Origin of the sequence: Rhodococcus sp. DMU1, assembly GCF_012272955.1 — a bacterium.
Lineage (GTDB): Bacteria > Actinomycetota > Actinomycetes > Mycobacteriales > Mycobacteriaceae > Rhodococcus > Rhodococcus aetherivorans.
In genome coordinates this window covers 4,404,732-4,426,851 of sequence record NZ_CP050952.1, presented here as the reverse complement: position 1 = coordinate 4,426,851, position 22,120 = coordinate 4,404,732, and the positions used below count along the sequence as shown (strand labels likewise).

Here is a 22,120-nt window from a genome sequence, read left to right as displayed (position 1 = left end):
GATCGGCGATGAAAGCAGTGACATGGCAGGGCAAGCGGAAGGTGAGTGTCGATACGGTCCCCGACCCGAGGATCGAGCAGCCCACCGATGCGATCATCCGCGTCACCACCACCAACATCTGCGGTTCGGATCTGCACCTGTACGAAGTGCTCGGACCGTTCATGTCGCCGGGGGACATCCTCGGCCACGAGCCCATGGGGATCGTGGAGGAGGTCGGTTCCGAGGTCACCTCGATCAAACCCGGCGACCGCGTGGTCATTCCGTTCCAGATCTCGTGCGGCAGTTGTTTCATGTGCGGGGACGGCCTGTTCTCCCAGTGCGAGACCACCCAGGTCACCGAGCAGGGCACCGGCGCGGCGCTGTTCGGGTATTCGAAGCTGTACGGGAGCGTGCCCGGTGGCCAGGCGCAGTATCTGCGTGTGCCGCATGCGGATTCGACCCACATCTCGGTTCCGGAGGGGCCGCCGGACTCGCGGTTCGTCTACCTGTCCGACGTGCTGCCCACCGCCTGGCAGGCCGTGGAGTACGCGCATGTACCCGACGGGGGTTCGGTGACGGTGCTCGGCCTCGGGCCCATCGGCGAGATGGCCGGACGGATCGCCGTGCACCGCGGCCACCGGGTGATCGGTGTCGACATGGTGCCCGAGCGGCTCGCGCGCGCCGCCACCCGCGGCATCGAGACCATCGACCTGAAGGAGGCCGGGAACTCGCTGGGCGAGATGATCCGCGACCGCACCGGCGGCCGCGGCACCGACTCGGTGATCGACGCGGTCGGCATGGAAGCGCACGGGTCACCCGTCGCCACCGCACTGCAGACCGCGACGGGGCTGCTGCCGTCCGCGTTGTCCGCGCCGCTGATGACCCACGTCGGTGTCGACCGGCTGCACGCCCTCTACACCGCGATCGACGTGGTGCGCCGGGGCGGCACCCTCTCGCTCAGCGGCGTGTACGGCGGCATGACCGACCCGATGCCGATGATGACCCTGTTCGACAAGCAGATCCGGCTGCGGATGGGTCAGGCGAACGTCAACCACTGGGTGCCGCAGATCATGCCGCTGCTCACCGACGACGATCCGCTCGGAGTGGACACCTTCGCCACGCACCGGTTGCCGCTGTCGGACGCCCCGCACGCGTACGAGATCTTCCAGCGCAAGCAGGAGGGCGCGATCAAGATCCAGCTCGAGCCCTGACCGGTGCCGCCGGCGTCACACCAGATCGGCCGCGGTACGCGGCAGATCCGCGGTGTCGACGTCGGCGGCCTCGAATGGGGAGCGCAACGCCGTCGCGGTCGCCCAGCCCTGGGCGAGCAGGCCCGCGTCGGTGTCCTCGGCCTCGTCGGCCCGGATGTCGCTGAAGGTCACGGTGACGTACTGGCGCTCCCCGTCGTCCGGGTCCTGGTCGGTTTCGCCGATGTCGGCCTGCACGGCGCCGAACGCCGCGAGCGGTGCCGTGCGCAGGCCGCGCAGTTCGCTCAGCGGGATGTCGGGCACGTTGACGTTGAGCACCGTGCCGGGCGTGCCCTGCGTCAGCACCCACTGCAGGGCGTGCCGGGCGACGACCTCGGCACCCTCCCAGTGCTCGTGGACCGAACCGGACAGCGAGACCGCCAGGGCCAGGCTGCCGTGGTTGGCTCCGGTGAGCGCCGCGCCGACCGTGCCGGAGTGCAGGATCGCGTGGCCGGTGTTGGGGCCGTGGTTGATTCCCGACAGGACGATGTCGGGTTTGGGGCCGAACGCCCCGTACATCGAGACGAAGGCGATCAAGGCCGGCGACGCCTCGACGGCGAGCACCGTCGTGTCCGGCAGGTCCGGGAACGCCCGCGGCGCGACGACGAGCCGGCCGTCCTCCTCGAGTGCGCTGAGCGACGCGCTGGCGCCGCTGCGCTCGGCATGGGGGGCGGCCACCACCACGTCGAGACCGGCGTCCACCGCCACCCGGGCGAGCACCGAGATGCCGTGGCTGTCCACCCCGTCGTCGTTGACGATCAGCGCTCTCACGTTCCTACCTCCCGCTCTTCCCCTTCGCGAACGGCCGGACCTCGACGCTCTCGGCGACCTTGTCGACGAGTTCTCGCTGCCCCGTGGCCAACCCGTGCCGCGTGACGTTGACGGCGCCCGCCGCGGCACCGAGCTGCAGGGCTTCGACCATCGTGGCTCCGGCGGCCAGCGCGGCGCCCATCCCGGCGGTCATGGAGTCGCCGGCGCCGCGGTGGTCGGCGATGTTCAGCGGCGGCGCGACGACTTCCCACAGCTCGCCGTCGACGAGGGCGAGGGCGGGGTCGCCGGCGCGGGACAGCACCACGTTGCGGGCGCCCTGCGAGACGAGTTCCTTCATGGCCGCGGTGAGGTCGTCGATGTCGTCGGACTTCGCCCTGCCGTCCTCGAGGAGATCCTCGTGACTGACCTTGAGCACGGCGAGACCGCCCTCGAGCGCCGCGGTCATGGTGGGGCCGGACAGGTCGGCGACGACGGGAACACCCAGGGCGGTCAGGTCGGCCGCCAGCCGGGTGTAGACGTCGTGCGGCACCGCCCGGTCGGAATGCGGGCCACCGAGCAGCGCCACGTCCGCCTCGAGGCCCTCGGCCAGCGCCGCGCCGAACAGGTCGTCGGCCTCGTGCCGGTTGAGCGTCGGCGGCGGAACCTCCACGATCTCCTCACGCTCACCCCCGCGGCGGTCGTGCACGTACGAGCCGTTCTGGCCGGCGGTGAACACCGATCGCACCGATACGCCTTCCCGTGCGATGAGATCGCTGACGACGGGGCCGGTCTCGCCGCCGAAGGTGCCGCACAGCCGCACCTTCAGGCCGAGTGTGACCGCCATGCGGGCGATCCAGAAGCCCTGCCCGCCGGCGTGGACGTGCAGTTCCGGGACATCCGACGGCGACGACTCGATGGTGACGGTGAGCAGGGGAGTGGGTGCGAAGACGAAGGCGGAGGGCGCGCTGTCGTCGTTGCCGTCTCGGGGAGCGGGGTTCATGCATGTCCTTCGAAATGGGGAGGAGACGGCGCCCGCGGTGGCGGACGCGCGGTTCGCGTTGCGGTGCGGCCTCGGTCAGGCCGTATCGCCGGGGGAGTCGGCGAGGACGGGATCGTAGACGGGGGCGTTCGGCACCTCGGGCGGGCGCACATTGGCGCCGAGCGAGTACGCGAGGTGCCCGCCCAGCAGGCCGCCCAGCCCGATCAGTACGGTGCCGGCGGCGCTCAGCGTCACCGCGCCGGCGGCGCTACGCGTCACCGCGCCGGCGGCGCTACGCGTCACCGCGCCGGGACCGGAACTGCGGCGGCGCTGGCGGTAGGACAGGGCCATGAGGGCTGCTCCGGCGCCGTTGACGGCCGCGTGGATCAACCCCACCCGGCGCTGCACGGTGTCGGTGTGCACCCAGTCGACCCAGCCGGCCAGAACCGTCGGCGGCGTCGCCAGCAGACCGAGCCCGATCAGCCGCCGCGCGGTCTCGGGTTGTCGCAGGGCGTCGAAGACGCCGGCCGCGGTCCACGCCCCGATGGGGACGGCCACCAGCGCCGGGTGCAGCGGGTGGCCCACGGGAGCGCCGTGCAGCACGGCCCCGATCGGGCTGTCCGCCAGCCGCCCGACCTGCTTCCGCAGCACCTCGGCGGGACCGTCCAGCCACGCCGCCGACTCCGTCCCGGAATACAGGATCTCCATCTGCGAGTCCGTCATGCCCACGGGCATACCCCGCCCCGACCGGGTGAAACCTGCCAGACGGGTGTACGACGCAGATCGGCGGGGTATCTCCTGCGATCATGAGACAGCGCATCGTGATCACCGGCGCCAGCGGCAACGTCGGCACCGCCCTGCTGCGGCGCCTCGCCCGGCGATCGGAGCCGCCGGAGATCGTGGCCGTCGCCCGGCGCGTGCCACCGCCCACCGATCCCTACGACGGCGTGACCTGGCACAGCGTCGACCTCGCCGCACCCGGCGCCGAGACCGGGCTGCGCCCCCTCCTCGAAGGGGCCGACGCCGTCGTGCACCTGGCCTGGGGTTTCCAGCCCTCGCACCGGCGGGACTATCTGCGCCGGACCGGAGTGGACGGCACCGCCGCCGTGATCGGGGCGACCCTCGCCGCCGGCGTCGGACACCTGGTGCACATGTCCTCCGCCGCGGTGTACGCGGCCGGGGCCTACGGCCGGGCGGTCGACGAGTCGTGGCCCGCGACCGGCATCGAATCGTGCGCGTACAGCGTCGACAAGGTCGCGGCGGAGCGGCTGCTCGACGAGCGGATCGCGGGCGCGGCCGCGGCGCCGATCGTCACCCGTTTCCGGCCGGGCTTCATCGGCCAGTACGCGGGCGGCAGCGCGCTGCGCCGCTACGCGGTGCCGGGATACGTGCCCGACGTCGTGCTCCGTCACCTGCCGTTGCTGCCCGTGGACCCCGGAACTGCGATCCCCGCCGTGCACGCCGACGACGTGGCCGCCGCGCTCGATGCCGCCCTGGAGCGGCGGGTGCCGGGCGTGTTCAACCTCGCGACCCCCGAACCGCTGCGTGCGGGCGACATCGCCGGGGCGTTCGGGGCCCGTGCGATCCCCGTACCGCGGCAGGTGCTGCGGGCCGTCGTCGAGGCGACCTGGCAGGTCCACCTGCAACCGATCGCCGGCGGATGGATCGACCTGGCCTACAACACCCCGATGCTCGACTGCGACCGGGCCCGCCGAGACCTGGACTGGGCACCGACCGTTCCGGGCCCCCAGGTGTGGCGCGAGGCCATCGCGGGTATGCAGGCCGAGGCCGGCACCGACAGCCCGGTCCTGCGCAGTCGCGGGCCGCTCGAGACGATGAGCGTCCTCCTCGGCCGCGGGACCGTCGGGCGCCGCGTGCCGCCGTGACCACTCGCGGCGGAGCGACGAGAGAGGGTATCGGGATGAGCGAAACAGCGCAGCGCGACACCACGGCGACGCCGCAACAGGTGTGGGATGTCCTCGCCGACGGCTGGTCGTACGCGGGCTGGGTGGTGGGCGCCTCCCGCATCCGGGCCGTGGACGACGCGTGGCCGGCGGTGGGCAGCCGCATCCACCACTCGGTGGGGGTGTGGCCCGCCCTGCTGAACGACCATACCGAGGTGGTGGAATCGATCCCCGGCAGGGAGCTGAAGCTGCGTGCGCGGGCGTGGCCGGCCGGGCAGGCCGAGATCACCATGCGCCTGCACGAGCGGCCCGGGGGGTGCCGGATCGAGATGGCCGAGAAGGCCGCCGCCGGCCCGGCTCAGTTCGTACCCGGTGCGATCCAGGCCCGGCTGGTGCTGCCGCGCAACGTCGAGTGCCTGCGCCGGCTCATGCTCATGGCCGAACACGCCACGGAGCCGAAGGGCGTCGGAGAGTGAGCACCGAGACCGTCGACGCCGTCGTCGTCGGCGCCGGCCAGAACGGCCTGACCGCGGCGGCCGTGCTCGCCGACGCCGGCTGGGACGTCCTGGTGCTCGAGGAGCAGCACGAGATCGGCGGCGCCGTCCGCACGGCGGAACTGCATCCGGGCTTCCGTATGGACCTGTTCAGCGCCTTCTACCCCCTCGCGGCGGCGTCCCCGGCGTTCCGCGCGCTCGACCTCGCGTCGCACGGGCTGCGGCTGCGGCGGGCGCCGCGGGTGTACGGGCACGCCGCCGGGCCGGACGACGAGGACGCCGCGGTGGTCTACCCGGACGTCACCGAGACCGCGGCGGAACTCGAACGGCGCCACCCCGGCGACGGGACCACCTGGATCCGCCTGGCCGAGCAGTGGAAGGGCATCCGTGAGCCCTTCCTGAGCACCCTTTTCGAGCCGTTCCCACCGGTGCGCGGCCCGGCGGGGCTGATCCGCCGGCTCGGCACCGCGGACGCACTGCGCTTCATGCGGATGCTGGCGCTGCCCGCCCGCCGGATGGCCCAGGAACTGTTCGGCGGTGAGCACGCGCGGCTGCTGCTGCTGGGCAACGCCATGCACGCCGACACCCCCGTGGACTCGGCGGGCAGCGGAATCATGGGATACGTCCTGACCATGCTCGCCCAGGACGTCGGCTATCCGGTGCCCGAGGGCGGCGCCGGGGAGCTCGCGGCGGCCCTGGCGCGGCGCGGCGAACGCAGCGGGGCCCGGATCCTGTGCGGCCGGAAGGTCACCGGCATCGAGGTCGGCGGCGGTGTGGCGACCGAGGTCCGCACCGAGCAGGGGGAACGGTTCCGGGTACGGCGCGCGGTACTGGCCGACGTGTCCGCGCCGGCACTGTTCGGTTCGCTCCTGCCCGCGGACGCCGTGCCCGCCGCGGTCCGCGACGACCTGCGGCGCTTCGAGTGGGACACGCCCGTGGTGAAGGTGAACTACGCGTTCGACCGGCCGATTCCGTGGCGCTCGCCGGCGCTCGCGACGGCCGGGACCGTCCACCTCGGCGCCGACGCCGACGGTCTCGTGCACTGGTCGGCCGACCTCGCGACCGGCCGCGTCCCGGAGCATCCCTTCATCATCTTCGGCCAGATGACCACCACAGATCCCGCCCGCTCGCCGGAGGGAACGGAAAGCGCCTGGGCGTACACGCATCTGCCGCGCGGTGTCGCCGACGACGCCTCCGCGGAGGAACTCGCCCGGCGCGTCGACGCCGAACTAGAGGCGCACGCGCCGGGGGTGCTGAGCTCGGTCGTGCACCGCAGCGTGCAACGCCCGCGCGACCTCGAGGCCGCCAACGCGAACCTCGTCGGGGGGGCGGTCAACGGCGGCACCGCCCAGATCCATCAGCAGCTCGTGTTCCGGCCGTTGCCCGGCTTCGGTGGTCCCCGCACGCCGGTCGAGGGTGTGTACCTGGCCGGCTCGTCCACCCATCCCGGCGGTGGCGTCCACGGGATGTGCGGGTGGAACGCGGCCCGGGCGGCCCTGCGCGACCACGGCGTGGGCGGCAGGGTTCGGCGGCGGCTGAACGGGGCGATCTCGGACGTGCTGATGCGCAGCTGAATTCCCGGTGCCCTTGCCGAACGCGGAGATTCACACGTTTCGGGGTTGAGCGATTCGCCGACGGGGTATCAGAAGTCATGGGAACGCCAGTGGGAACACCGATCCGGCAGGTGTACAACCCTTCCCTCGTGCCGCGGGCGCTGCGCGAGGTGGAAGGCGGAGTCGCCGCAATCGCCGCGGGCATCTGCGTGATCGCCGCCGTCGGCGTGGGTGTGCTCTCCGCTTCCGCCGTCACGGGCATCGGGGCCGGACTCGCCGTGGCGGCGGGACTGTCGTTCATGCTCGGTTCGCTGGCTCCGACCGGGGCGGCGCCGGCCGGCGCGCGCCGGGAGCCCGACCGTGCCGGGCCCTCGTTGTTCCGCAACCGTCCGGACGGCGCCGCGGCTCCCGCATCGCGGCGCACCGCCGTCACCGCCTTCCGCCCGCACCACGTTTCGGGCGGCCGCTTGGAGGGGTACTCCCACGTATGACAACGACGTCTCGCCCGGAGTCCAACGTGTCCCTCGCCCGGTCCACCCACGGGGGTCGTGCCGTCGCAGCCGGGGTCCGGTAACGTGCCGGCGCCCAGGAGGGTGTGGCGACTGCCCGGTGTGTACCGCCCGCAGGAGGATTCGCATCTGCTCGCCGGCGCACTCGATCGTGCGGCGGCACCCCCCGGCGCCAAGGTGCTCGACTTCTGCACCGGCACAGGGTTCATCGCCGTGTCGGCGGCCATGTCCGGTGCCGGGTCCGTGACGGCACTGGACATCGCTCCCCGGGCGGTCCTCGCGGCGCGTATAAACGCGCGGTCGCGGCAGCTTCCCATCCGGGTCCTGCGCGGCGGACTGGACGAAGCCGACCGGCACGGACCGTTCGACGTGGTGCTGTCCAATCCGCCCTACGTACCGCACGCAGCCGGGGACGGTGACGCCCGCTGGGATGCCGGTGCCGACGGGCGGGCGGTGCTGGACCCCCTGTGCCGGAGCCTGCCGAACCTGTTGTCTCCCGGCGGTTTCGCTCTCGTCGTGCATTCGGAGTTCTCCGGGGTGGACGAGACGCTCGTCCGGTTGCGCGACGGCGGTCTCAAGGCCTCCGTCGTGGCGCGTCGCCGGATCCCGTTCGGGCCCGTGATGCGCAGCCGCGCCGGGTATCTGCGGGCGCGTTACGAACTGCCCGCGGGCGTCGACACCGAGGAAGTGGTGGTGATCCGTGCCGATCGAACACACTGCCCGTGAAGTAGCCACGGACGGCAGCCCCCGGGACACGTCTTCCGGGGGCGTCGCTGTGCCCGGCCTGTGCCCGGGACTGCGGGTGGAGGGTCCCGCGGGGGCGGAGCCCAGGGTCGTCCGCCTGGTCCGCGGCGGTCCCGTCCTGGTCGAGGGCCCGGTGCGCATCGTGACCGAGGACGGCGACGAGATGGAATCGGACCGGTTCGTCGTCGCGATCTGCCGGTGCCGGCGCAGCGAGCGGTACCCGCTGTGCGACACCAGTCACCGCCGGTCGCGGCGCGATCCACGCTGAGACCTGCCGGTTCCGGCAGGGTGCCGGTCGTGCCGGATGCGCACGACGCCGGGGGACAACGCGGGGCGGGCGGTTCCCGAGAGGAACCGCCCGCCCCGCAACGCGTTTACGCGTCGTCACGCGTCATCACGCGTCAATACCAGTACTTCCGGCCGCCGACAGCCCGGCCCGTCGCTCCGAGGATCGCCAGGATTGCGCCTACCACCAGGAGAATGATCCCGAGCGTCCACAGGATAGAGATGTTGGTGAGGAAACCCACCACGAGCAGAATCAAACCCAGAATGATCATGAGTGTCACCTCGCTGTCGGTGCCCGTTGCCGGTCGGATCCGGGCCGTGCACAGGGGATACCCGCATCGGATGTGCCGAAACCTCGCGAACCGCTCGTGGTGGGAAGGATGTGCACTTCGCGTCGATCCGTGGCGCGCGGACGGCGCCGGTGGCATTGTCGGGTGCATGCCTACTTCGGAGAACCCCGGGGACAGCGTCCCCGGCGAGTACAGCGTCGACGACGAGGACCAGTTGCAGCCGGAGGATTCCCTGATCGACCGCGGTGTCGACGACGTCCTCGACGAGGGATTCTCGCCGATGGAACGGCCCGTCGGCCTCGAACGCCACGAGACCTTGGACGAACGGCTCCGCGAGGAGGAGCCCGAACGCGAGGACGACGAGGGGGAGAACGAGTTCCGCAGCTCCGTCGCCGAGGCGGGCCGGGCGCGCGCGGGACGCCTCGTCGCGCCGGACGAGGGCACCGCGGAGGACGTGGATTCCGAGCTGTTCGGCACGGACGTAGGGATCGACGGGGGCGCGGCCTCCGCCGAGGAAGCTGCCGTCCATCTGATCGAGGAGGAGGAGGCCGACCGGCAGGACTGAACGGCGGCCGCCCGGCACCCGAGGCCTCGGATGCCGGGCGGCGATCGGCCGGAGGGACGCTCAGACGGCTCCGGCGCCGAGCAGGGACGACTTGTCGTCGTTCCACCGCTCGAGCACGTAGGCGGCGAGCCGGCCCTCGAGGTATTCCATCGCCTCCGCGCCGAACGCGATGTCGCCCGCGCAGCGCGGATCCCGTTCCACCAGATCGCCCACCACGTCGTAGCGCAGCACCTGCTCGTGCACCGCGTCCGCCTCGATGTGCTCGGTGTAGAAGTGGATGCAGGTGCTCGGCGCGCCGAGGCGTTCGAGGCCGCGTGCCATGCGGCGCGCCATCGGGGAGGAGGTGATCTCCGCGGAGGCGAACAACCCCACGAGCTTCGGGGTGTGTGCGCGGTGCAGCCCGCACAGGGACATGAAGTTCACCGTCGCGAGCGTCTCCGCCGGCACCCGGTCCAGATACGCCAGGTATCCCGGGTCGAGTCCGGCCGCGGCGAGCAGGTCGAAGTAGAGGGTCGAGTGCATGCGGTCGGCCCGGCCGCCGCCGTACTCGTCGAACTCCACCGCGACGAGCGCCGCTTTCGCCCGGCCCGTGAGCCGGGGGATGGCGAACGAGTGCGGGTCGGCCTCCTTGAGGTGGTAGACGGACCGGTGCACGAAGAACTCGCGCACCTGCTCCCAGGTGCCGCGTTCGCAGATGTGGTGGGACACGCCCCACGCGTCCTCGGGTTCGCGGCACAGGTCGTCGAGCACCCGCTGGGGATCGTTGCCCGAGGGCACGTCGGCGTGCAGCCGGTCCAGGAACAGCCCCTCGAGGCCGGCCCGGACGGTCAGCGGGCCCGGCGCCCATTCCCAGCCCGCGTCGACTCCGTCGAACCCGCGGTAGGACAGTTCGTACAGCACCGTCAGGGCCAGCTGGGCGTCCTCGCCGTAGGGGTCGATCCCGGCCACCTCGATCGGCCAGATCGCGGTATCGGCCGGACGCGCGAGCCGCTCGATCACCTCTCGGGAGACAGGGCCCCGGGCCCGCGGAAGGGCGGAGGACTGCATCACGACGGTCGGCGAATTCGCAGGCATGTGCGCGGATACCCGGACCCGATTCGTGCGAAACGCCCTGCGGCGCGCGGGTGTGGGACGGGTTCGCGCGGGTATCCGCCCGGGCATGAACGGTGACAACAGCGACAACGAGAACACGGCGCCCGGGGGCGAGGACGTCGAGCGCCCGCCCCACACGATCGACTATCCCGGTGCGACGGCCGACATGGCCGAGCAGCCCCGCGACGAGATGCGGGACTACCGGGGCCGTGACCTGCTCGCCGGACGCAAGGCCCTGATCACCGGCGGCGACTCCGGCATCGGGCGCGCGGTGGCGGTGGCCTTCGCGAAGGAGGGAGCCGACGTCGCGATCGCCTACCTGGAGGAGCACGACGACGCCGAGCACACCGCGGAACTGGTGCGGCGTGCAGGCCGTGCATGCCATCTGCTCCCGGGCGATCTCGCCGCCGCGGAGCACTGTCGCGCGGTGGTCGCCGACGCGGCCGCGGCGCTCGGCGGCCTGGATCTGCTGGTGAACAACGTCGCGTACCAGGAGCCGGTGGACGACCTCGCCGAGCTCGACGACGCCCAGTGGCGGCGGACGTTCGCGGTGAACATCGACAGCTACTTCCACGTGACGAAGGCGGCGCTCGCTCACCTGCCCCGCGGCTCCGCGGTGATCAACACCGCCTCCATCAACGGTCTGCGGGGTAACAAGTCGCTGATCGACTATTCGGCGACGAAGGGCGCGGTGCTCGCGCTGACGTACTCGCTGGCGCAGTCCTTCCAGGATCGAGGAATCCGCATCAACTGCGTGGCGCCGGGGCCGGTATGGACGCCGCTGATCCCCGCCACCATGGATGCGGAGAAGGTCGCGACGTTCGGGCAGCAGGCCCCGTTCGGCCGGGCCGCGCAGCCCGACGAGATCGCGCCCTCGTACGTCTTCTTCGCCTCCGAGACGATGTCGTCGTACTACAGCGGTGAGGTGCTCGCACCGATCGGTGGCGAGACGCTGCCCGGCTGAGCCCGGTCACCGCCGCCGGTAGCGCCAGGGGTAGGCGACCCACAGGGTCAGGAACAGCACGACCGTGACGACGCCCGCGGCGATGCCGGCGGCGGTATTGACCACCAGTCCGACGACGAGCACGACGACGCCGGTCATCGCGACGCCCAGCAGGAGCAGGCCCGCCATGGCGAAGCGGTGCGCGGTGTTCACCAGCTCGGGGAGCCGGCGCTGCCGGAAGAGCAGGCGGTGCATGCCCACGGGAGCGACGAGGAGGATGGTGGCCGCGATCGACGCGAGCACGGTGACGAGGTAGACGCCGCGCTGGAAGTCGGTGAGTGCGTCGAACCGGCTCTGGAACGGCAGGGTGAGCAGGAAGCCTGTGAGGAGCTGGACGCCGGTCTGCACTACGCGCAGCTCCTGCAGCAGGCTCGACCAGTTCCGGTCCAGCCGCTGCACGGGGGTCTCGTGCCGGACCTGCCTGTTCCACTCCTCGTTCGGCACCGCTGCGGGCTGCACGGTTGTGACATGCCCCGTACGGCGCCCGTCAAACCTCCGCGGCGACGACGGCAGCCCACTTGTGACCTGTGTCACTGTGGGGGTACTGTCGGCTCCACCAGGGACAACGGCGCTCTGAGGAAGGAGAGCGGTCATGAAGCTCAATCTGTTCGTCGCATGGACCGGGTACATGCTCGCGTTGCTCTCGATCGTGAGTCTTGCGGCCTTCCTCTACGCCGCGGGTTCCGGCAACGGCGGGTGGGCGCTTGTCGCCGGCATAGTATGCGTCGTCGCGGTCGCGTCGGCGATCGCGATGATCGGCACGACCGTCCATCACGACCACCGTCTGCATCGCGAGACGCCGCACCTGTTCTGACGGTCCGGTCCCGCCGCCGCCTCACGCCTCGGCCAGGCGCCGCTTCTCGAGTTCCACGTCGAACCCGGCGAGCGGCCAGTCCAGGTCGAGGCCTTCGAACGCGTCGATGAGCAGTTCCATGACGGCGATGCGGCTGTACCACTTGCGGTCGCAGGGCACGACGTACCAGGGGGCGTGATCCGTCGACGTTCTGTCGAGCATCGCCTGGTACGCCTCCTGGTAGGCCGGCCACAGCTTGCGTTCGGAGACGTCGCCCGGGTTGTACTTCCAGTGCTTGTCCCGCCGCTCGAGCCGTTCTGCCAGGCGCCGCTTCTGCTCCTCGAGCGAGACGAACATCGCGACCTTGATCAGCGTGGTCCCGTTGTCGACGAGCTCACGCTCGAACTGGTTGATCTCGTCGTACCGGGCGCTCCACACGCTCTCCGGTACGAGGTTGTGGACCCGTACGATGAGGACGTCCTCGTAGTGTGAGCGGTCGAACACGCCGAGCTGCCCGGCCCGCGGCAGTGCCTTGTTGATGCGCCATAGGTAGTGGTGGCGCCTCTCGTCGGGGGTGGGCACGCCGAACGAGGTGTGGTCGACGCCCTGCGGATCCACGTGGCCGATCACGTTGCGGACCATGCCGCCCTTGCCGGCCGTGTCCATGCCCTGCAGGATCAGCAGGATCGACCGGCGGTCGCCCGAGCGCCCGTTGGCGAAGAGCATCTCCTGTAGCCGCGAGAGCACCGCGCCGCGTTCCTCGATGAGCAGTTCGCCGGTGGCCTTGTCGCCGGAGAAGCCCGGGGTGCCGTTGGTGTCGATCTCGGCGACCCTGGTCCCGGCGTGGGCGCGCAGCACCTCGACGGCCGGCGTCTGCCACGGGTCGGTGCTCTTGACGGTCATGATGCCGAGGGTGCCACATCCGGCGACCGGATCAGCCGGGTTCGAGCTCGGTGTCGTCGGGGCGGGTGGGATAGGGCGGGGCCGAGACGCCGTCGACCATGTGGCTGCCCCACAGGTCCGTCTCGCTGATCCGGACGGTCGCCGGCGCGGGGCCGCCGGGCCCGGGCACGGTCAGGTGGAGGTCGGTGCCGGGGGAGAGGTCGGTGCCCGGCGGCAGGGCTGCCGCGAGGCCGCGGATCCGGCCGCGCCAGCGGTAGCGCCCGCTGATGGGGTCGAACGCTCCGGCCAGCTGCACCTCCGTGGTGGCGTGCTGCTCGCCGACGGTGACCTCGGCGGGGCCGCGGTAGCCGTCGGGTTCGTCGTCGTGTGGGTCGGACATGCCCGCGACTTTACATGTAAACGCCAGTTACATAAATCTGGTCACGGCGTGCCGGCCTCCGGGAGCAGCGGGTGCGGCCGGCTCTTGAACCGCGCCGGCGAGCCGCCGACGGCGGCGATCCCGGAGATCCCGCCCCAGGTCATCATGGTGAGGTAGTCGGTCAGGTCCTCCGCCGACATCGACTTGTTGGAGATCCACCAGTGGGTGGCGAGCTGGATCGCGCCCACGATCGCGTACGCCCACGGCACGGAACCGCCCGAGTCCATCTCCAGATTCCGGAGCCGCTCGCCGATCACCGTCGCGACGAGTTCGGCGATCATCCGCTCCGAGTTCGCCACGACATCGCGCCCGGCCGCGGCGCTGTTGGTCATCACGTACAGGTACACCTCGGGATCCGAGGCGACGGTCTCGACGTACGTGGCGATCGCGACCCGGGTCAGGTCGTACTCGTCGAGATCCTCCGCCACCGCCGCGTAGATGCGCGGAGCGAGGATCGTCTCCACGTACCGGAGCATCGTCGCCGTGGTCAGGTCGTTCTTGTCGGTGAAGTACCGGTAGAGAACCGTCTTGGACACGCCGATCTCGGCGGCGATCTCGTCCATCCCGACGTCGCGCCCGCGGGACCGGATCGCCTTGATCGTGCCGTCGACCAGTTCCTCGCGCCGGGCGATCTTGTGCTCGTGCCAGCGGCGCTTGCGCCCGTCCTGCTTGGTCGGCGCGGCGGCTGTCGGGACCGGCGTGTCGGTCGGGGGCAGGGGCTGGGGAACTCGGTGGTTCGGCACTGGGTGGCACATCCGTTCGCTGTCGATCGTCCGCCCAGTTTATAAGGGGGTGTGCCGCACCCCGTGCGGATGTCCCGTTCCCAGGGGGGACGGTGTGCCGAACCCGCGTCGCGCCCCTGCGGGTCGCGGGTTCGGCACAATGGTGGAGGTGCAGCTGATGAGCATCGACGATGACGCCAAGCGCAGGGATCTGCGGCGGATGAAGGCGGTCGCCACCGGCTTTCTGCTCGCGGCGACCGCGGTCTACCTGTTCTGCCGCTGGCAGGAGTCGCGCGGGGCCGGCGAATGGGTGGGGTACGTGCGGGCGGCCGCCGAGGCCGGGATGGTCGGCGCGCTCGCGGACTGGTTCGCCGTCACCGCGCTGTTCCGGCATCCGCTCGGGATCCCCATTCCGCACACGGCCATCATCAAGCGGAAGAAGGATCAGCTCGGGGCGAGCCTGAGTTCGTTCGTCGGCGCCAACTTCCTCGCCCCCGAGGTGGTGTCGGAGAAGGTCGAGAACGCCCGGATCCCGCTGCGGCTGGGCACCTGGATGGCCGAGCCCGACCACGCCGAGCGGATCGCGCAGGAGACGTCGACGGTGCTGCGGGGCCTCGTGACGGTCCTGCGCGAGGAGGACATCCAGCAGATCATCGACAACACCATCGTCAAGCGCATCGCCGAGCCGGAGTGGGGGCCGCCCATCGGCCGGGTGCTGTCCGAGCTCCTCGCCGAGAACCGGCAGATGCCGCTGATCGACATGCTGGCCGAGCGGGCCCATCAATGGGCCCTCGGCAGCCAGGAGACGATCGACCGCATCATCAGCCGCGACTCGCCGTCGTGGTCGCCGAAGTTCGTGGACCTGCTGCTCGGGGAGCGGATCCATCGCGAGCTCGTCGAGTTCACCTGGAAGGTGCGCTCCAACCCCGACCACGAGGTGCGCGTGGCCGCGAACCGGTTCCTCGCCGACTATGCGCGGGACCTGCAGCACGACCCGGTCACCATCGCCAAGGCGGAGAAGGTCAAGGCGGAGATCATGGGCCGCGAGGAGGTCACGCAGCTGGCTTCCGCGACGTGGCGGGCGGCCAAGCGGATGATCCTCGAGTCGGTCGATGATCCGCACAGCACGCTGCGGACGAAGGTCACCGAGAACGTCATCCACTTCGGCGTGCGGCTGATGGAGGACCACGAGCTACGCGGCAAGTTCGACCGCTGGCTGCTGGATGGGGCCCGGTACATCGCCGCCAACTACGCCGACGAGATCACCGCGGTGATCCGGGAGACGGTCGAGCGCTGGGACGCCGAGGAGGCGAGCCGCAAGATCGAGCTGCAGGTGGGACGCGATCTGCAGTTCATCCGCATCAACGGCACGGTGGTCGGATCGCTCGCCGGCCTGGCCATCTACACCCTGTCGAACCTGCTGTTCGCGTGACGTGCCACACCTGCTAGCAGAGTGCTTGCTACAGCTAGCACTTGCGCGTACGCTGAGGTTGTGTCCACGAAGGAATCGGGTGAACCCGCCGACGGGGGGGACGGTGACAAGGACGACGCGTCCGGCGCCACCGAGATCGCTACCCGGGTAGTCAGCACTGCCGCCCAGGACATCGGCAGTTTCATCCGCTCGCAACGCGAGGCGGCGCAGGTGTCCCTGCGTCAGCTGTCCCAGCTCGCCGGCGTCAGCAATCCCTACCTGAGCCAGATCGAGCGAGGGCTGCGCAAGCCCTCGGCCGAGGTGCTCGGTCAGATTGCCAAGGGTCTCCGGATGTCCGCGGAGGTCCTCTACGTCCGGGCCGGGATCCTGGAGCAACGTCCGCAGAGCGCGGTGCGCGACGCGCTGCTCGCCGACGCCGTCCTCACCGAACGGCAGAAGCAGGTCCTGCTCGACATCTACGAATCGTTCTGCCGCGAGAACGGTTCCCGCCCGTCCGGGGCGGCATCCGCACCGGGGACATCTGCCCCCGAGGCATCCGCATCCGAGACGTCCGCATCCGAGGCCGCCGCCCCGAAGGGCGCGACCGACCCCGACCAACAGGAGAACTGACATGACCGATCCGAAGACCTTCGCCACCCCGCTGTATGCCGCCGTCGGCGCCGGCGACGCCGTGGTCCAGGCCGTGGCCGACGTGGTGGCCCGGACCCGCCGTCGCGCCGAGACCACCCAGACCGACGTCACCGACCGGGTCGACAGCGCCCGGGGCCGTCTCGCCGACTTCCAGGAGGACCTGACCGAGAACGTCGAGTCCCTGCGCGAGCGTCTCGCGGGCCTGCCGGCCGAGCTGCCCGAGGATCTCGCCGAGCTGCGCGAGAAGTTCACTGCCGAGGAGCTGCGCAAGGTGGCCGAGGCATACCTGAAGGTGGCCTCCGACATCTACACCGCGCTCGCCGAGCGCGGCGAGGAGACCATCGAGCGGCTGCGCAAGCAGCCGGTCGTCGAGGAGAGCATCGGCCGCGCCGAGGCCGCGTTCGGTGACGCCGTCGAGCTCACCGAGGATGCTCTCGGCACCGTGGCGCGGCAGACCCGCGCCGTGGGCGAGCAGGCCGCCAAGCTCGCCGGTCGCGCCGCCGGCCGGATCGAGGAGACCGCCGGCGATGTCGGCGAGGCCATCTCCGGTGCCGGTGAGGAGGCCGGTATGCGGGTGCTCGATCTCGGTGGCCAGGCCCAGGAGGCCGCCGAGGAGGCCGCCGACCGGGTCGAGACCGCCGCGCTCGAGCTCGACGAGGCCGCCACCAAGGTCGAGGAGGCCGCGGAGAAGGCCGCCGCGCCGAAGACCCCGGCCAAGGCGCCCGCCCCGGCTGCGGCCAAGGCTCCGGCCAAGACTCCGGCCAAGGCGCCCGCCAAGAAGGCCGCGCCGCGCAAGACCACCGGCGCCTGATCTCGACCGGTCGGTAGAACCGCCGACGGCCCCCACGCGACCTCCGCGTGGGGGCCGTTGCTCGTACCATGGGGACGTGCCCAACGTCGATTCTCTCGCCGCCCTGATCATCTTCGCTCTGCAGATCGTCGCGCTCGCCGGGGCGGGCTTCGCGCTGCTGCATGCCGTGCGGCAGCCGGCCGAGGCGTTCCCCGCGGTCGACAAGCTCACCAAGCCGGTGTGGCTCGGCATCCTCGCCGCCTCGCTGCTGGTGATCTTCGTCTTCTGGGGCACCTTCATGATGCTCGGGATCATCGCGGTCATCGCCGTGTGCGTGTACCTCGTCGACGTGCGGCCGCGGGTGGACGAGGTGCAACGGCGCCGGTGGTAGCTCTCCCCGGGAGCCTTGACAAGCGCCGACAGGTTGGTGACACTTCGAGTAACGGGTAACAACCGAGACGAGGTGATCGACGATGGCGCTCACCCGGACCTTCCGCACCGCCGACCGTCAGGACACCGCCGAACGCCTGCTGGCGTCCGCGGCGCGCTCCTCCTACGACCCGGCCCTCGAGATCGACTGGGACGCCCCCGTCCCTGCCGACAAGTACGGCATGACCCCCGAGTGGAGCAGCCTCTACGGCACCGCCCTGTGGGAGTCGATGACCGAGCGGCAGCGGATCGTACTGACCCAGCACGAGGCCGCCAGCATCGCCGGCACCGGCATCTGGTTCGAGATGATCCTGATGCAGATGCTCGTGCGCGACCTCTACCGCCGCGACCCCGCCACCCCCTACGTCCAGTTCGGGCTCACCGAGATCGCCGACGAGTGCCGGCACTCGACGATGTTCGCGCGCGCGGCACAGCACTTCGGGATCCCGTCCTACCGGCCGAAGCGCTGGATCCGGGAGAGCGGCCGGCTGTTCAAGGCCACCGCGAGCGGAGCGCTCGCCTTCGGCGGCACCCTGTTCGCCGAGGAGATCCTCGACATGATGCAGCGCGACTTCATGCGCGACGAGCGGGTCCAGCCCGTCACCCGCACCGTCAGCCGCATCCATGTGATCGAGGAGTCCCGCCACATCCGGTACGCGCGTGAGGAGATCATCCGCCGCACGCGCCACCTCTCCCGCGCCGACCGCGCACGCGTCCGGCTGCAGCTGGGCATCTCCGCGTACTTCGTCGTCACGAGCCTGGTCCACGACGACGTCTACGCCGCCGCGGGACTCGACGTCGCCGAGGCCACCGCCGCGGTCCGCGCCAACACCCACTACCACGACCGGCTCCGCGAGGGCGCACGACGGACGATCGAGTTCCTCGACGACGTCGGCCTGATCGGGGGACCGTCCACCCTGCTGCTCCGCCGCGCCCACGTCCTGTGACCGCGCGACCGTCCCCCGGCCGCCGCACGTCGCGACGGCCGTCGTTCCAGCAACCAGGAGAACAACACAGGTGAAGAAGCCGTCCCGCAGGACCACCCTGGCGATCGCCGGGGTGGCCGGCGCCGCTGCCGTTGCCGGCCTCGTGGCCTACCGCGCCCGCCGACGCCGCGCCGTGGTGCGCGCCGCCGACCGGCCACCGCACGCGCTGCTCGCGCCGCCGACGGTGGAACCCGACGTCATCGACCTCACCACCGACGACGGTGCCCACCTCAACGTCCGCGCGTACGGCGACCCTGACGCCGACCCGATCGTGCTCAGCCACGGATGGACCTGCAACGCCGACTACTGGATCCCGCAGATCAACGCCCTCGCCGGCCGCTACCGGGTGATCACCTACGACCAGCGCGGACACGGCCGCAGTGACCTCGGTACCCGGACCTTCGGCCCCGACGTCCTCGCCGACGACCTCGCCGCGGTCCTCGAGGCGACGGTGCCGGCCGGCCGCAAGGCAGTCCTCGCCGGTCACAGCATGGGCGGCATGAGCATCATCGCGTGGGCCGGCCGCCACCCCGATCAGGTGCGGGAGAAGGCCTCCGGGGTGCTGCTCGCGAGCACCGGCACCGACAGCCTGCTCGCCGAGGCCGCGCTGCTGCCGTCCCGGCTGGGGCGGGTGCAGGAGCCCGTCGCGCGCCGGCTCCTCGGCGCCGCCCTTCCGCTCGTCGCCTCACCCGTCACCACCCGGGCCCTGAAGTACGTCGCGCTCGCGCCCGGTTCGAGCACCGCCGAGGTCGCCTTCTGCGAGAAGATCGTGCTCGGCTGCACGCCGCGGGCCCGCGGCAACTGGGGCACCGCGCTGAGCGCCTTCGACATCCGCGACGGGCTCGACCACCTCACGGTCCCGACGACCGTGCTCGTCGGCACCGCGGACCGGCTCACACCGCCGGTGCACGCCCGCAAGCTCGCCGAGACCCTGAAGACCTGCGGGCACCTCGAGCGGCTCGTGGTGCTCGACGGGATCGGGCACATGAGCTCGGTCGAGGCGATCGACGCCTTCGACGACGAACTGCTGCACCTGGCCGAACGCGATCGCATGCCGGCCGGCGCCTGAGGGTCCCATCCGCGGCGGGTGCGGCGCCGAACCCTCGGTGTAGTCCACCGGGAGGAGACCCATGACAGTGGCCCGCCACCGCGCGGCCCGCGCCTTCGCCGGCCTCGTCGCGTTCGGAGTGGTCCTCGGCATCGGAGAACTGCTGGCCGTGCTGATCGGGCCCGCCTCGTCGCCGTTCTACGCCGTCGGCGCCACCACGGTCGACCGAGCCCCGGCGTGGGCCCGCGAGTTCGCGATCGACACCTTCGGCACGTCCGACAAGCCGGCGCTGTTCATCGGCATGTCGGTGATCCTGGCCGTACTCGCCGTGGGGGCGGGGCTGCTCGAGCAGCCCGGCCGCCCGCGCGGTGGCCTCGTGATCCTCGCCCTGGCCGCGGTGGGCGTGTACGCGGCGCTGAGCCGGCCGGGCGCCACGGCCGTCGCCGCGCTGCCGACGGTCGCCGGCGCCGTCGCGGGCGCGGCGCTGCTGCAGTACTCCATCCGGCTGCTCGCCCGATCCGACGTCCGCGACGGCGTGCCGGAGACCCCGGCGTCGCGGTGGCCGCGCCGGCGGTTCCTCACGGTGGTCGGCTCCGCGGCCGCCGTGGCCGTGGCCGCCGGCGCGACCGGCCGATACCTCACCGACCGGCTGACGCGGGCCGTCGAGGACCGCGCCCGGTTCCTGATCCCGCGGCCCGCCCGGCCCGCCGCATCCGTGCCGGCCGGCACCGAGGTGACGGTCCCCGGGGCCACCCCTTTCCTCACCTCACCGGCGGAGTTCTACCGCATCGACACCGCGCTCCGGGTGCCGCGGTTGCGCACCGCCGACTGGCGCCTGCGCATCCACGGGATGGTGGAACGGGAGGTGACGCTCACCTGGGACGACCTGGCCGCGTTCGAACCCGTCGAACGGATCCTCACGCTCACCTGCGTGTCCAACGAGGTGGGCGGCGACCTGGCCGGCAACGCCCGCTGGATCGGATACCGGATGAGCGACCTGCTCGCGCGCGCCGGGGTCCGCCCCGACGCCGACATGCTCCTGTCCACCAGCGTCGACGGCTTCACCTGCGGCACCCCCGTCGACGCGGTCCTTGACGGCCGCGACGCCCTGCTCGCCGTCGCGATGAACGGCGAGCCGCTGCCGTTCGAACACGGATACCCGGCCCGGCAGGTGGTGCCGGGCCTGTACGGGTACGTCTCCGCCACCAAGTGGGTCGTCGACTGGGAACTGACCCGCTTCGACCGGGCCGAGGCCTACTGGACGCGGCGCGGCTGGGCGGAGAAGGCCCCCGTCCGGACGGCCTCGCGCATCGACGTCCCCGCCGCGTTCGGCCGGCTCGAACCCGGGCCCGTGATCGTCGCCGGTACCGCGTGGGCGCAGCATCGCGGCATCGACCGCGTCGAGGTCCGGGTCGACGGCGGCCCCTGGAACGACGCCGTGCTCGCCGAGGAGTACTCCCTCGACACGTGGCGGCAGTGGACGTGGCGGTGGGACGCGACGCCCGGTACGCACGTGCTCGAGGTGCGGGCGACGGACGGCGAGGGCCGGGTGCAGGACGAGCAGCGTCGCCCGCCCATCCCCGACGGCGCCACCGGCTGGCACAGCCGCACCGTCACGGTCGGGTGACGGGCGCGCCCCGGAACGGGACGTCAGCTGAAGACGACGGTCTTGCTGCCGTGCACCAGCACCCGGTCCTCGAGGTGCCAGCGCAGACCGCGGGCCAGCACCAGCTTCTCGACGTCGCGGCCGAGGCGCACCATGTCGCCGACCGTGTCGGCGTGACCGACGCGCACCACGTCCTGCTCGATGATCGGGCCGGCGTCCAGCTCGGGGGTCACGTAGTGGCACGTCGCGCCGATCAGCTTCACGCCGCGCGCGAAGGCCTGATGGTAGGGGCGTGCGCCGATGAACGACGGCAGGAAGCTGTGGTGGATGTTGATCGCCCGGCCCGCCCAGTGCTCGCACAGCTCGGGCGGCAGGATCTGCATGAACCGCGCCAGCACGACGGCGTGCGGATCGTGCACGTCGACGAGCTTGCGCACCTGCTCGAACGCGGGCCCGCGCTGTTCCGGGTCCTTGGGGAAGGACACGTAATGGAAGTCGATGCCGTGCCGGCGGGTCACCCGCTCGAGGTCGGGGTGGTTCCCCACGACCGCGCAGATCTCCGCGTTCAGCTCGCCGGCGGCCACCCGGCCGAGGATGTCGTGCAGGCAGTGGCCCTCCTTGCTGACGAGGAGCACCACCCGCTTGGTCTCGCCGGTGTCCTGCAGCGTCCACTCGGTCTCCGGGCCCAGCTCCGCCGCGACGGTCGCGAACCGCTCGCGCAGTTCGTCGAGGCCGAGCGGGATGGAGGAGGCGCGCACCGCCTGACGAGTGAAGAACCAGCCGCTGTCGGGGTCCGCGTGGTAGCCGGCTTCGACGATCGAGCCGCCCACGTCCGCGAGGAAGGTCGAGATGCGGGCGACGATGCCGGTGGCGTCGGGGCAGCCCAGTGACAGTACATACCGACGGTCGTCGGACGAGGCAGCGGAGGTCATGCCGTCCAGTGTCTCAGGTGTGCATCCGGGTCGTTCC

At 71.6% G+C, this 22,120-nt stretch carries 27 protein-coding genes; 17 read left to right on the top strand and 10 right to left on the bottom strand.

The genetic code is table 11. The annotated features are described in order from the left end of the window. Positions 1 to 8: 8 nt before the first annotated feature. Positions 9 to 1,190, top strand: coding sequence for a zinc-dependent alcohol dehydrogenase (locus tag HFP48_RS20240; protein ID WP_102799235.1), 1,182 nt, complete (start codon positions 9 to 11; stop codon positions 1,188 to 1,190). A gap of 15 nt (positions 1,191 to 1,205) precedes the next feature. Here HFP48_RS20240 and HFP48_RS20235 read toward each other — a convergent pair whose 3' ends face one another. The 3 genes from HFP48_RS20235 to HFP48_RS20225 form a co-directional block, all read right to left on the bottom strand. Then, positions 1,206 to 1,997 carry a 5'/3'-nucleotidase SurE gene (locus HFP48_RS20235; protein ID WP_006946475.1) on the bottom strand — a complete coding sequence of 264 codons (792 nt, stop codon included), beginning with the start codon at positions 1,995 to 1,997 and terminating at the stop codon, positions 1,206 to 1,208. A 4-nt stretch (positions 1,998 to 2,001) separates the two neighbouring features. Further along, a complete protein-coding gene (locus tag HFP48_RS20230; protein WP_168579926.1) occupies positions 2,002 to 2,976 on the bottom strand; it encodes a PfkB family carbohydrate kinase in 975 nt (324 codons plus the stop codon). A gap of 75 nt (positions 2,977 to 3,051) precedes the next feature. Then, a complete protein-coding gene (locus HFP48_RS20225; RefSeq protein WP_152104020.1) occupies positions 3,052 to 3,690 on the bottom strand; it encodes a DUF2231 domain-containing protein in 639 nt (212 codons plus the stop codon). 71 nt (positions 3,691 to 3,761) lie between these two features. Between HFP48_RS20225 and HFP48_RS20220 the strand changes: the two genes are divergently transcribed. The 6 genes from HFP48_RS20220 to HFP48_RS20195 all read left to right on the top strand — a co-directional run bounded on the left by HFP48_RS20220 (position 3,762) and on the right by HFP48_RS20195 (position 8,427). Then, entirely contained in the window at positions 3,762 to 4,841 is a 1,080-nt protein-coding gene (locus tag HFP48_RS20220; protein WP_168579925.1) for an NAD-dependent epimerase/dehydratase family protein, read from the top strand. 35 nt (positions 4,842 to 4,876) lie between these two features. Then, positions 4,877 to 5,335 (top strand): SRPBCC family protein, encoded by a 459-nt coding sequence (locus tag HFP48_RS20215; RefSeq protein ID WP_006946482.1) that lies wholly within the window; start codon positions 4,877 to 4,879, stop codon positions 5,333 to 5,335. Beyond that, on the top strand, positions 5,332 to 6,927 hold the full coding sequence (locus HFP48_RS20210; RefSeq protein WP_029545221.1) for an NAD(P)/FAD-dependent oxidoreductase: 1,596 nt from the start codon (positions 5,332 to 5,334) through the stop codon (positions 6,925 to 6,927). Before HFP48_RS20215 ends, HFP48_RS20210 begins: the two co-directional genes overlap by 4 nt. 89 nt (positions 6,928 to 7,016) lie before the next feature. Continuing rightward, positions 7,017 to 7,397: a hypothetical protein gene (locus HFP48_RS20205; RefSeq protein WP_006946487.1), complete on the top strand. Its 381-nt coding sequence runs from the start codon at positions 7,017 to 7,019 to the stop codon at positions 7,395 to 7,397. Positions 7,398 to 7,499: 102 nt separating this feature from the next. Then, positions 7,500 to 8,141: a HemK2/MTQ2 family protein methyltransferase gene (locus HFP48_RS20200; protein ID WP_072635791.1), complete on the top strand. Its 642-nt coding sequence runs from the start codon at positions 7,500 to 7,502 to the stop codon at positions 8,139 to 8,141. Positions 8,142 to 8,217: 76 nt separating this feature from the next. Beyond that, complete coding sequence (locus HFP48_RS20195; RefSeq protein ID WP_210432841.1) at positions 8,218 to 8,427, top strand: CDGSH iron-sulfur domain-containing protein; 210 nt, start codon at positions 8,218 to 8,220, stop codon at positions 8,425 to 8,427. 133 nt (positions 8,428 to 8,560) lie between these two features. Here HFP48_RS20195 and HFP48_RS20190 read toward each other — a convergent pair whose 3' ends face one another. Further along, complete coding sequence (locus tag HFP48_RS20190; RefSeq protein WP_003937495.1) at positions 8,561 to 8,716, bottom strand: DUF6131 family protein; 156 nt, start codon at positions 8,714 to 8,716, stop codon at positions 8,561 to 8,563. A 166-nt stretch (positions 8,717 to 8,882) separates the two neighbouring features. Here HFP48_RS20190 and HFP48_RS20185 point away from each other — a divergent pair, with 166 nt between their 5' ends. Then, complete coding sequence (locus tag HFP48_RS20185; RefSeq protein ID WP_044476524.1) at positions 8,883 to 9,299, top strand: DUF5709 domain-containing protein; 417 nt, start codon at positions 8,883 to 8,885, stop codon at positions 9,297 to 9,299. A 60-nt stretch (positions 9,300 to 9,359) separates the two neighbouring features. On the opposite strand, the gene HFP48_RS20180 is transcribed toward HFP48_RS20185, so the two are convergent. Continuing rightward, positions 9,360 to 10,373 carry an iron-containing redox enzyme family protein gene (locus HFP48_RS20180; protein WP_168579924.1) on the bottom strand — a complete coding sequence of 338 codons (1,014 nt, stop codon included), beginning with the start codon at positions 10,371 to 10,373 and terminating at the stop codon, positions 9,360 to 9,362. Positions 10,374 to 10,458: 85 nt separating this feature from the next. Here HFP48_RS20180 and HFP48_RS20175 point away from each other — a divergent pair, with 85 nt between their 5' ends. Then, on the top strand, positions 10,459 to 11,355 hold the full coding sequence (locus HFP48_RS20175; RefSeq protein ID WP_050035634.1) for an SDR family oxidoreductase: 897 nt from the start codon (positions 10,459 to 10,461) through the stop codon (positions 11,353 to 11,355). 6 nt (positions 11,356 to 11,361) lie between these two features. Here the strand turns inward: HFP48_RS20175 and HFP48_RS20170 are convergent, their stop codons facing one another. Further along, positions 11,362 to 11,853, bottom strand: coding sequence for a DUF6328 family protein (locus tag HFP48_RS20170; protein ID WP_029545210.1), 492 nt, complete (start codon positions 11,851 to 11,853; stop codon positions 11,362 to 11,364). A gap of 133 nt (positions 11,854 to 11,986) precedes the next feature. On the opposite strand from HFP48_RS20170, the gene HFP48_RS20165 reads away from it, so the two are divergent. Next, a complete protein-coding gene (locus HFP48_RS20165) occupies positions 11,987 to 12,208 on the top strand; it encodes a hypothetical protein (RefSeq protein WP_006946496.1) in 222 nt (73 codons plus the stop codon). Positions 12,209 to 12,229: 21 nt separating this feature from the next. Here the strand turns inward: HFP48_RS20165 and HFP48_RS20160 are convergent, their stop codons facing one another. From HFP48_RS20160 to HFP48_RS20150, 3 genes are read right to left on the bottom strand one after another with little or no spacing between them, the layout of a single operon-like run. Beyond that, positions 12,230 to 13,090 (bottom strand): PPK2 family polyphosphate kinase, encoded by an 861-nt coding sequence (locus HFP48_RS20160; protein ID WP_006946498.1) that lies wholly within the window; start codon positions 13,088 to 13,090, stop codon positions 12,230 to 12,232. A 31-nt stretch (positions 13,091 to 13,121) separates the two neighbouring features. Further along, positions 13,122 to 13,469: a DUF4873 domain-containing protein gene (locus tag HFP48_RS20155; RefSeq protein WP_029545207.1), complete on the bottom strand. Its 348-nt coding sequence runs from the start codon at positions 13,467 to 13,469 to the stop codon at positions 13,122 to 13,124. 41 nt (positions 13,470 to 13,510) lie between these two features. Then, positions 13,511 to 14,251, bottom strand: a complete 741-nt coding sequence (locus HFP48_RS20150; RefSeq protein WP_006946502.1) for a TetR/AcrR family transcriptional regulator — start codon at positions 14,249 to 14,251, stop codon at positions 13,511 to 13,513. 139 nt (positions 14,252 to 14,390) lie between these two features. Here HFP48_RS20150 and HFP48_RS20145 point away from each other — a divergent pair, with 139 nt between their 5' ends. From HFP48_RS20145 to HFP48_RS20115, 7 genes are all read left to right on the top strand, one after another. Further along, positions 14,391 to 15,662 carry a DUF445 domain-containing protein gene (locus HFP48_RS20145; protein ID WP_029545205.1) on the top strand — a complete coding sequence of 424 codons (1,272 nt, stop codon included), beginning with the start codon at positions 14,391 to 14,393 and terminating at the stop codon, positions 15,660 to 15,662. 60 nt (positions 15,663 to 15,722) lie between these two features. After that, a complete protein-coding gene (locus tag HFP48_RS20140) occupies positions 15,723 to 16,271 on the top strand; it encodes a helix-turn-helix transcriptional regulator (RefSeq protein ID WP_006946504.1) in 549 nt (182 codons plus the stop codon). Between the two features lies 1 nt (position 16,272). Continuing rightward, positions 16,273 to 17,103: a hypothetical protein gene (locus HFP48_RS20135; protein ID WP_006946505.1), complete on the top strand. Its 831-nt coding sequence runs from the start codon at positions 16,273 to 16,275 to the stop codon at positions 17,101 to 17,103. A gap of 76 nt (positions 17,104 to 17,179) precedes the next feature. Further along, entirely contained in the window at positions 17,180 to 17,473 is a 294-nt protein-coding gene (locus tag HFP48_RS20130; protein WP_006946506.1) for a DUF2516 family protein, read from the top strand. An 82-nt stretch (positions 17,474 to 17,555) separates the two neighbouring features. Beyond that, a complete protein-coding gene (locus HFP48_RS20125) occupies positions 17,556 to 18,458 on the top strand; it encodes a diiron oxygenase (protein ID WP_050035632.1) in 903 nt (300 codons plus the stop codon). 70 nt (positions 18,459 to 18,528) lie between these two features. Continuing rightward, positions 18,529 to 19,566: an alpha/beta hydrolase gene (locus tag HFP48_RS20120; RefSeq protein ID WP_006946508.1), complete on the top strand. Its 1,038-nt coding sequence runs from the start codon at positions 18,529 to 18,531 to the stop codon at positions 19,564 to 19,566. Positions 19,567 to 19,627: 61 nt separating this feature from the next. Beyond that, positions 19,628 to 21,172: a molybdopterin-dependent oxidoreductase gene (locus HFP48_RS20115; protein ID WP_168579923.1), complete on the top strand. Its 1,545-nt coding sequence runs from the start codon at positions 19,628 to 19,630 to the stop codon at positions 21,170 to 21,172. Between the two features lie 23 nt (positions 21,173 to 21,195). On the opposite strand, the gene purU is transcribed toward HFP48_RS20115, so the two are convergent. Continuing rightward, a complete protein-coding gene (gene purU, locus HFP48_RS20110) occupies positions 21,196 to 22,083 on the bottom strand; it encodes a formyltetrahydrofolate deformylase (RefSeq protein WP_006946510.1) in 888 nt (295 codons plus the stop codon). Positions 22,084 to 22,120 lie beyond the last annotated feature (37 nt).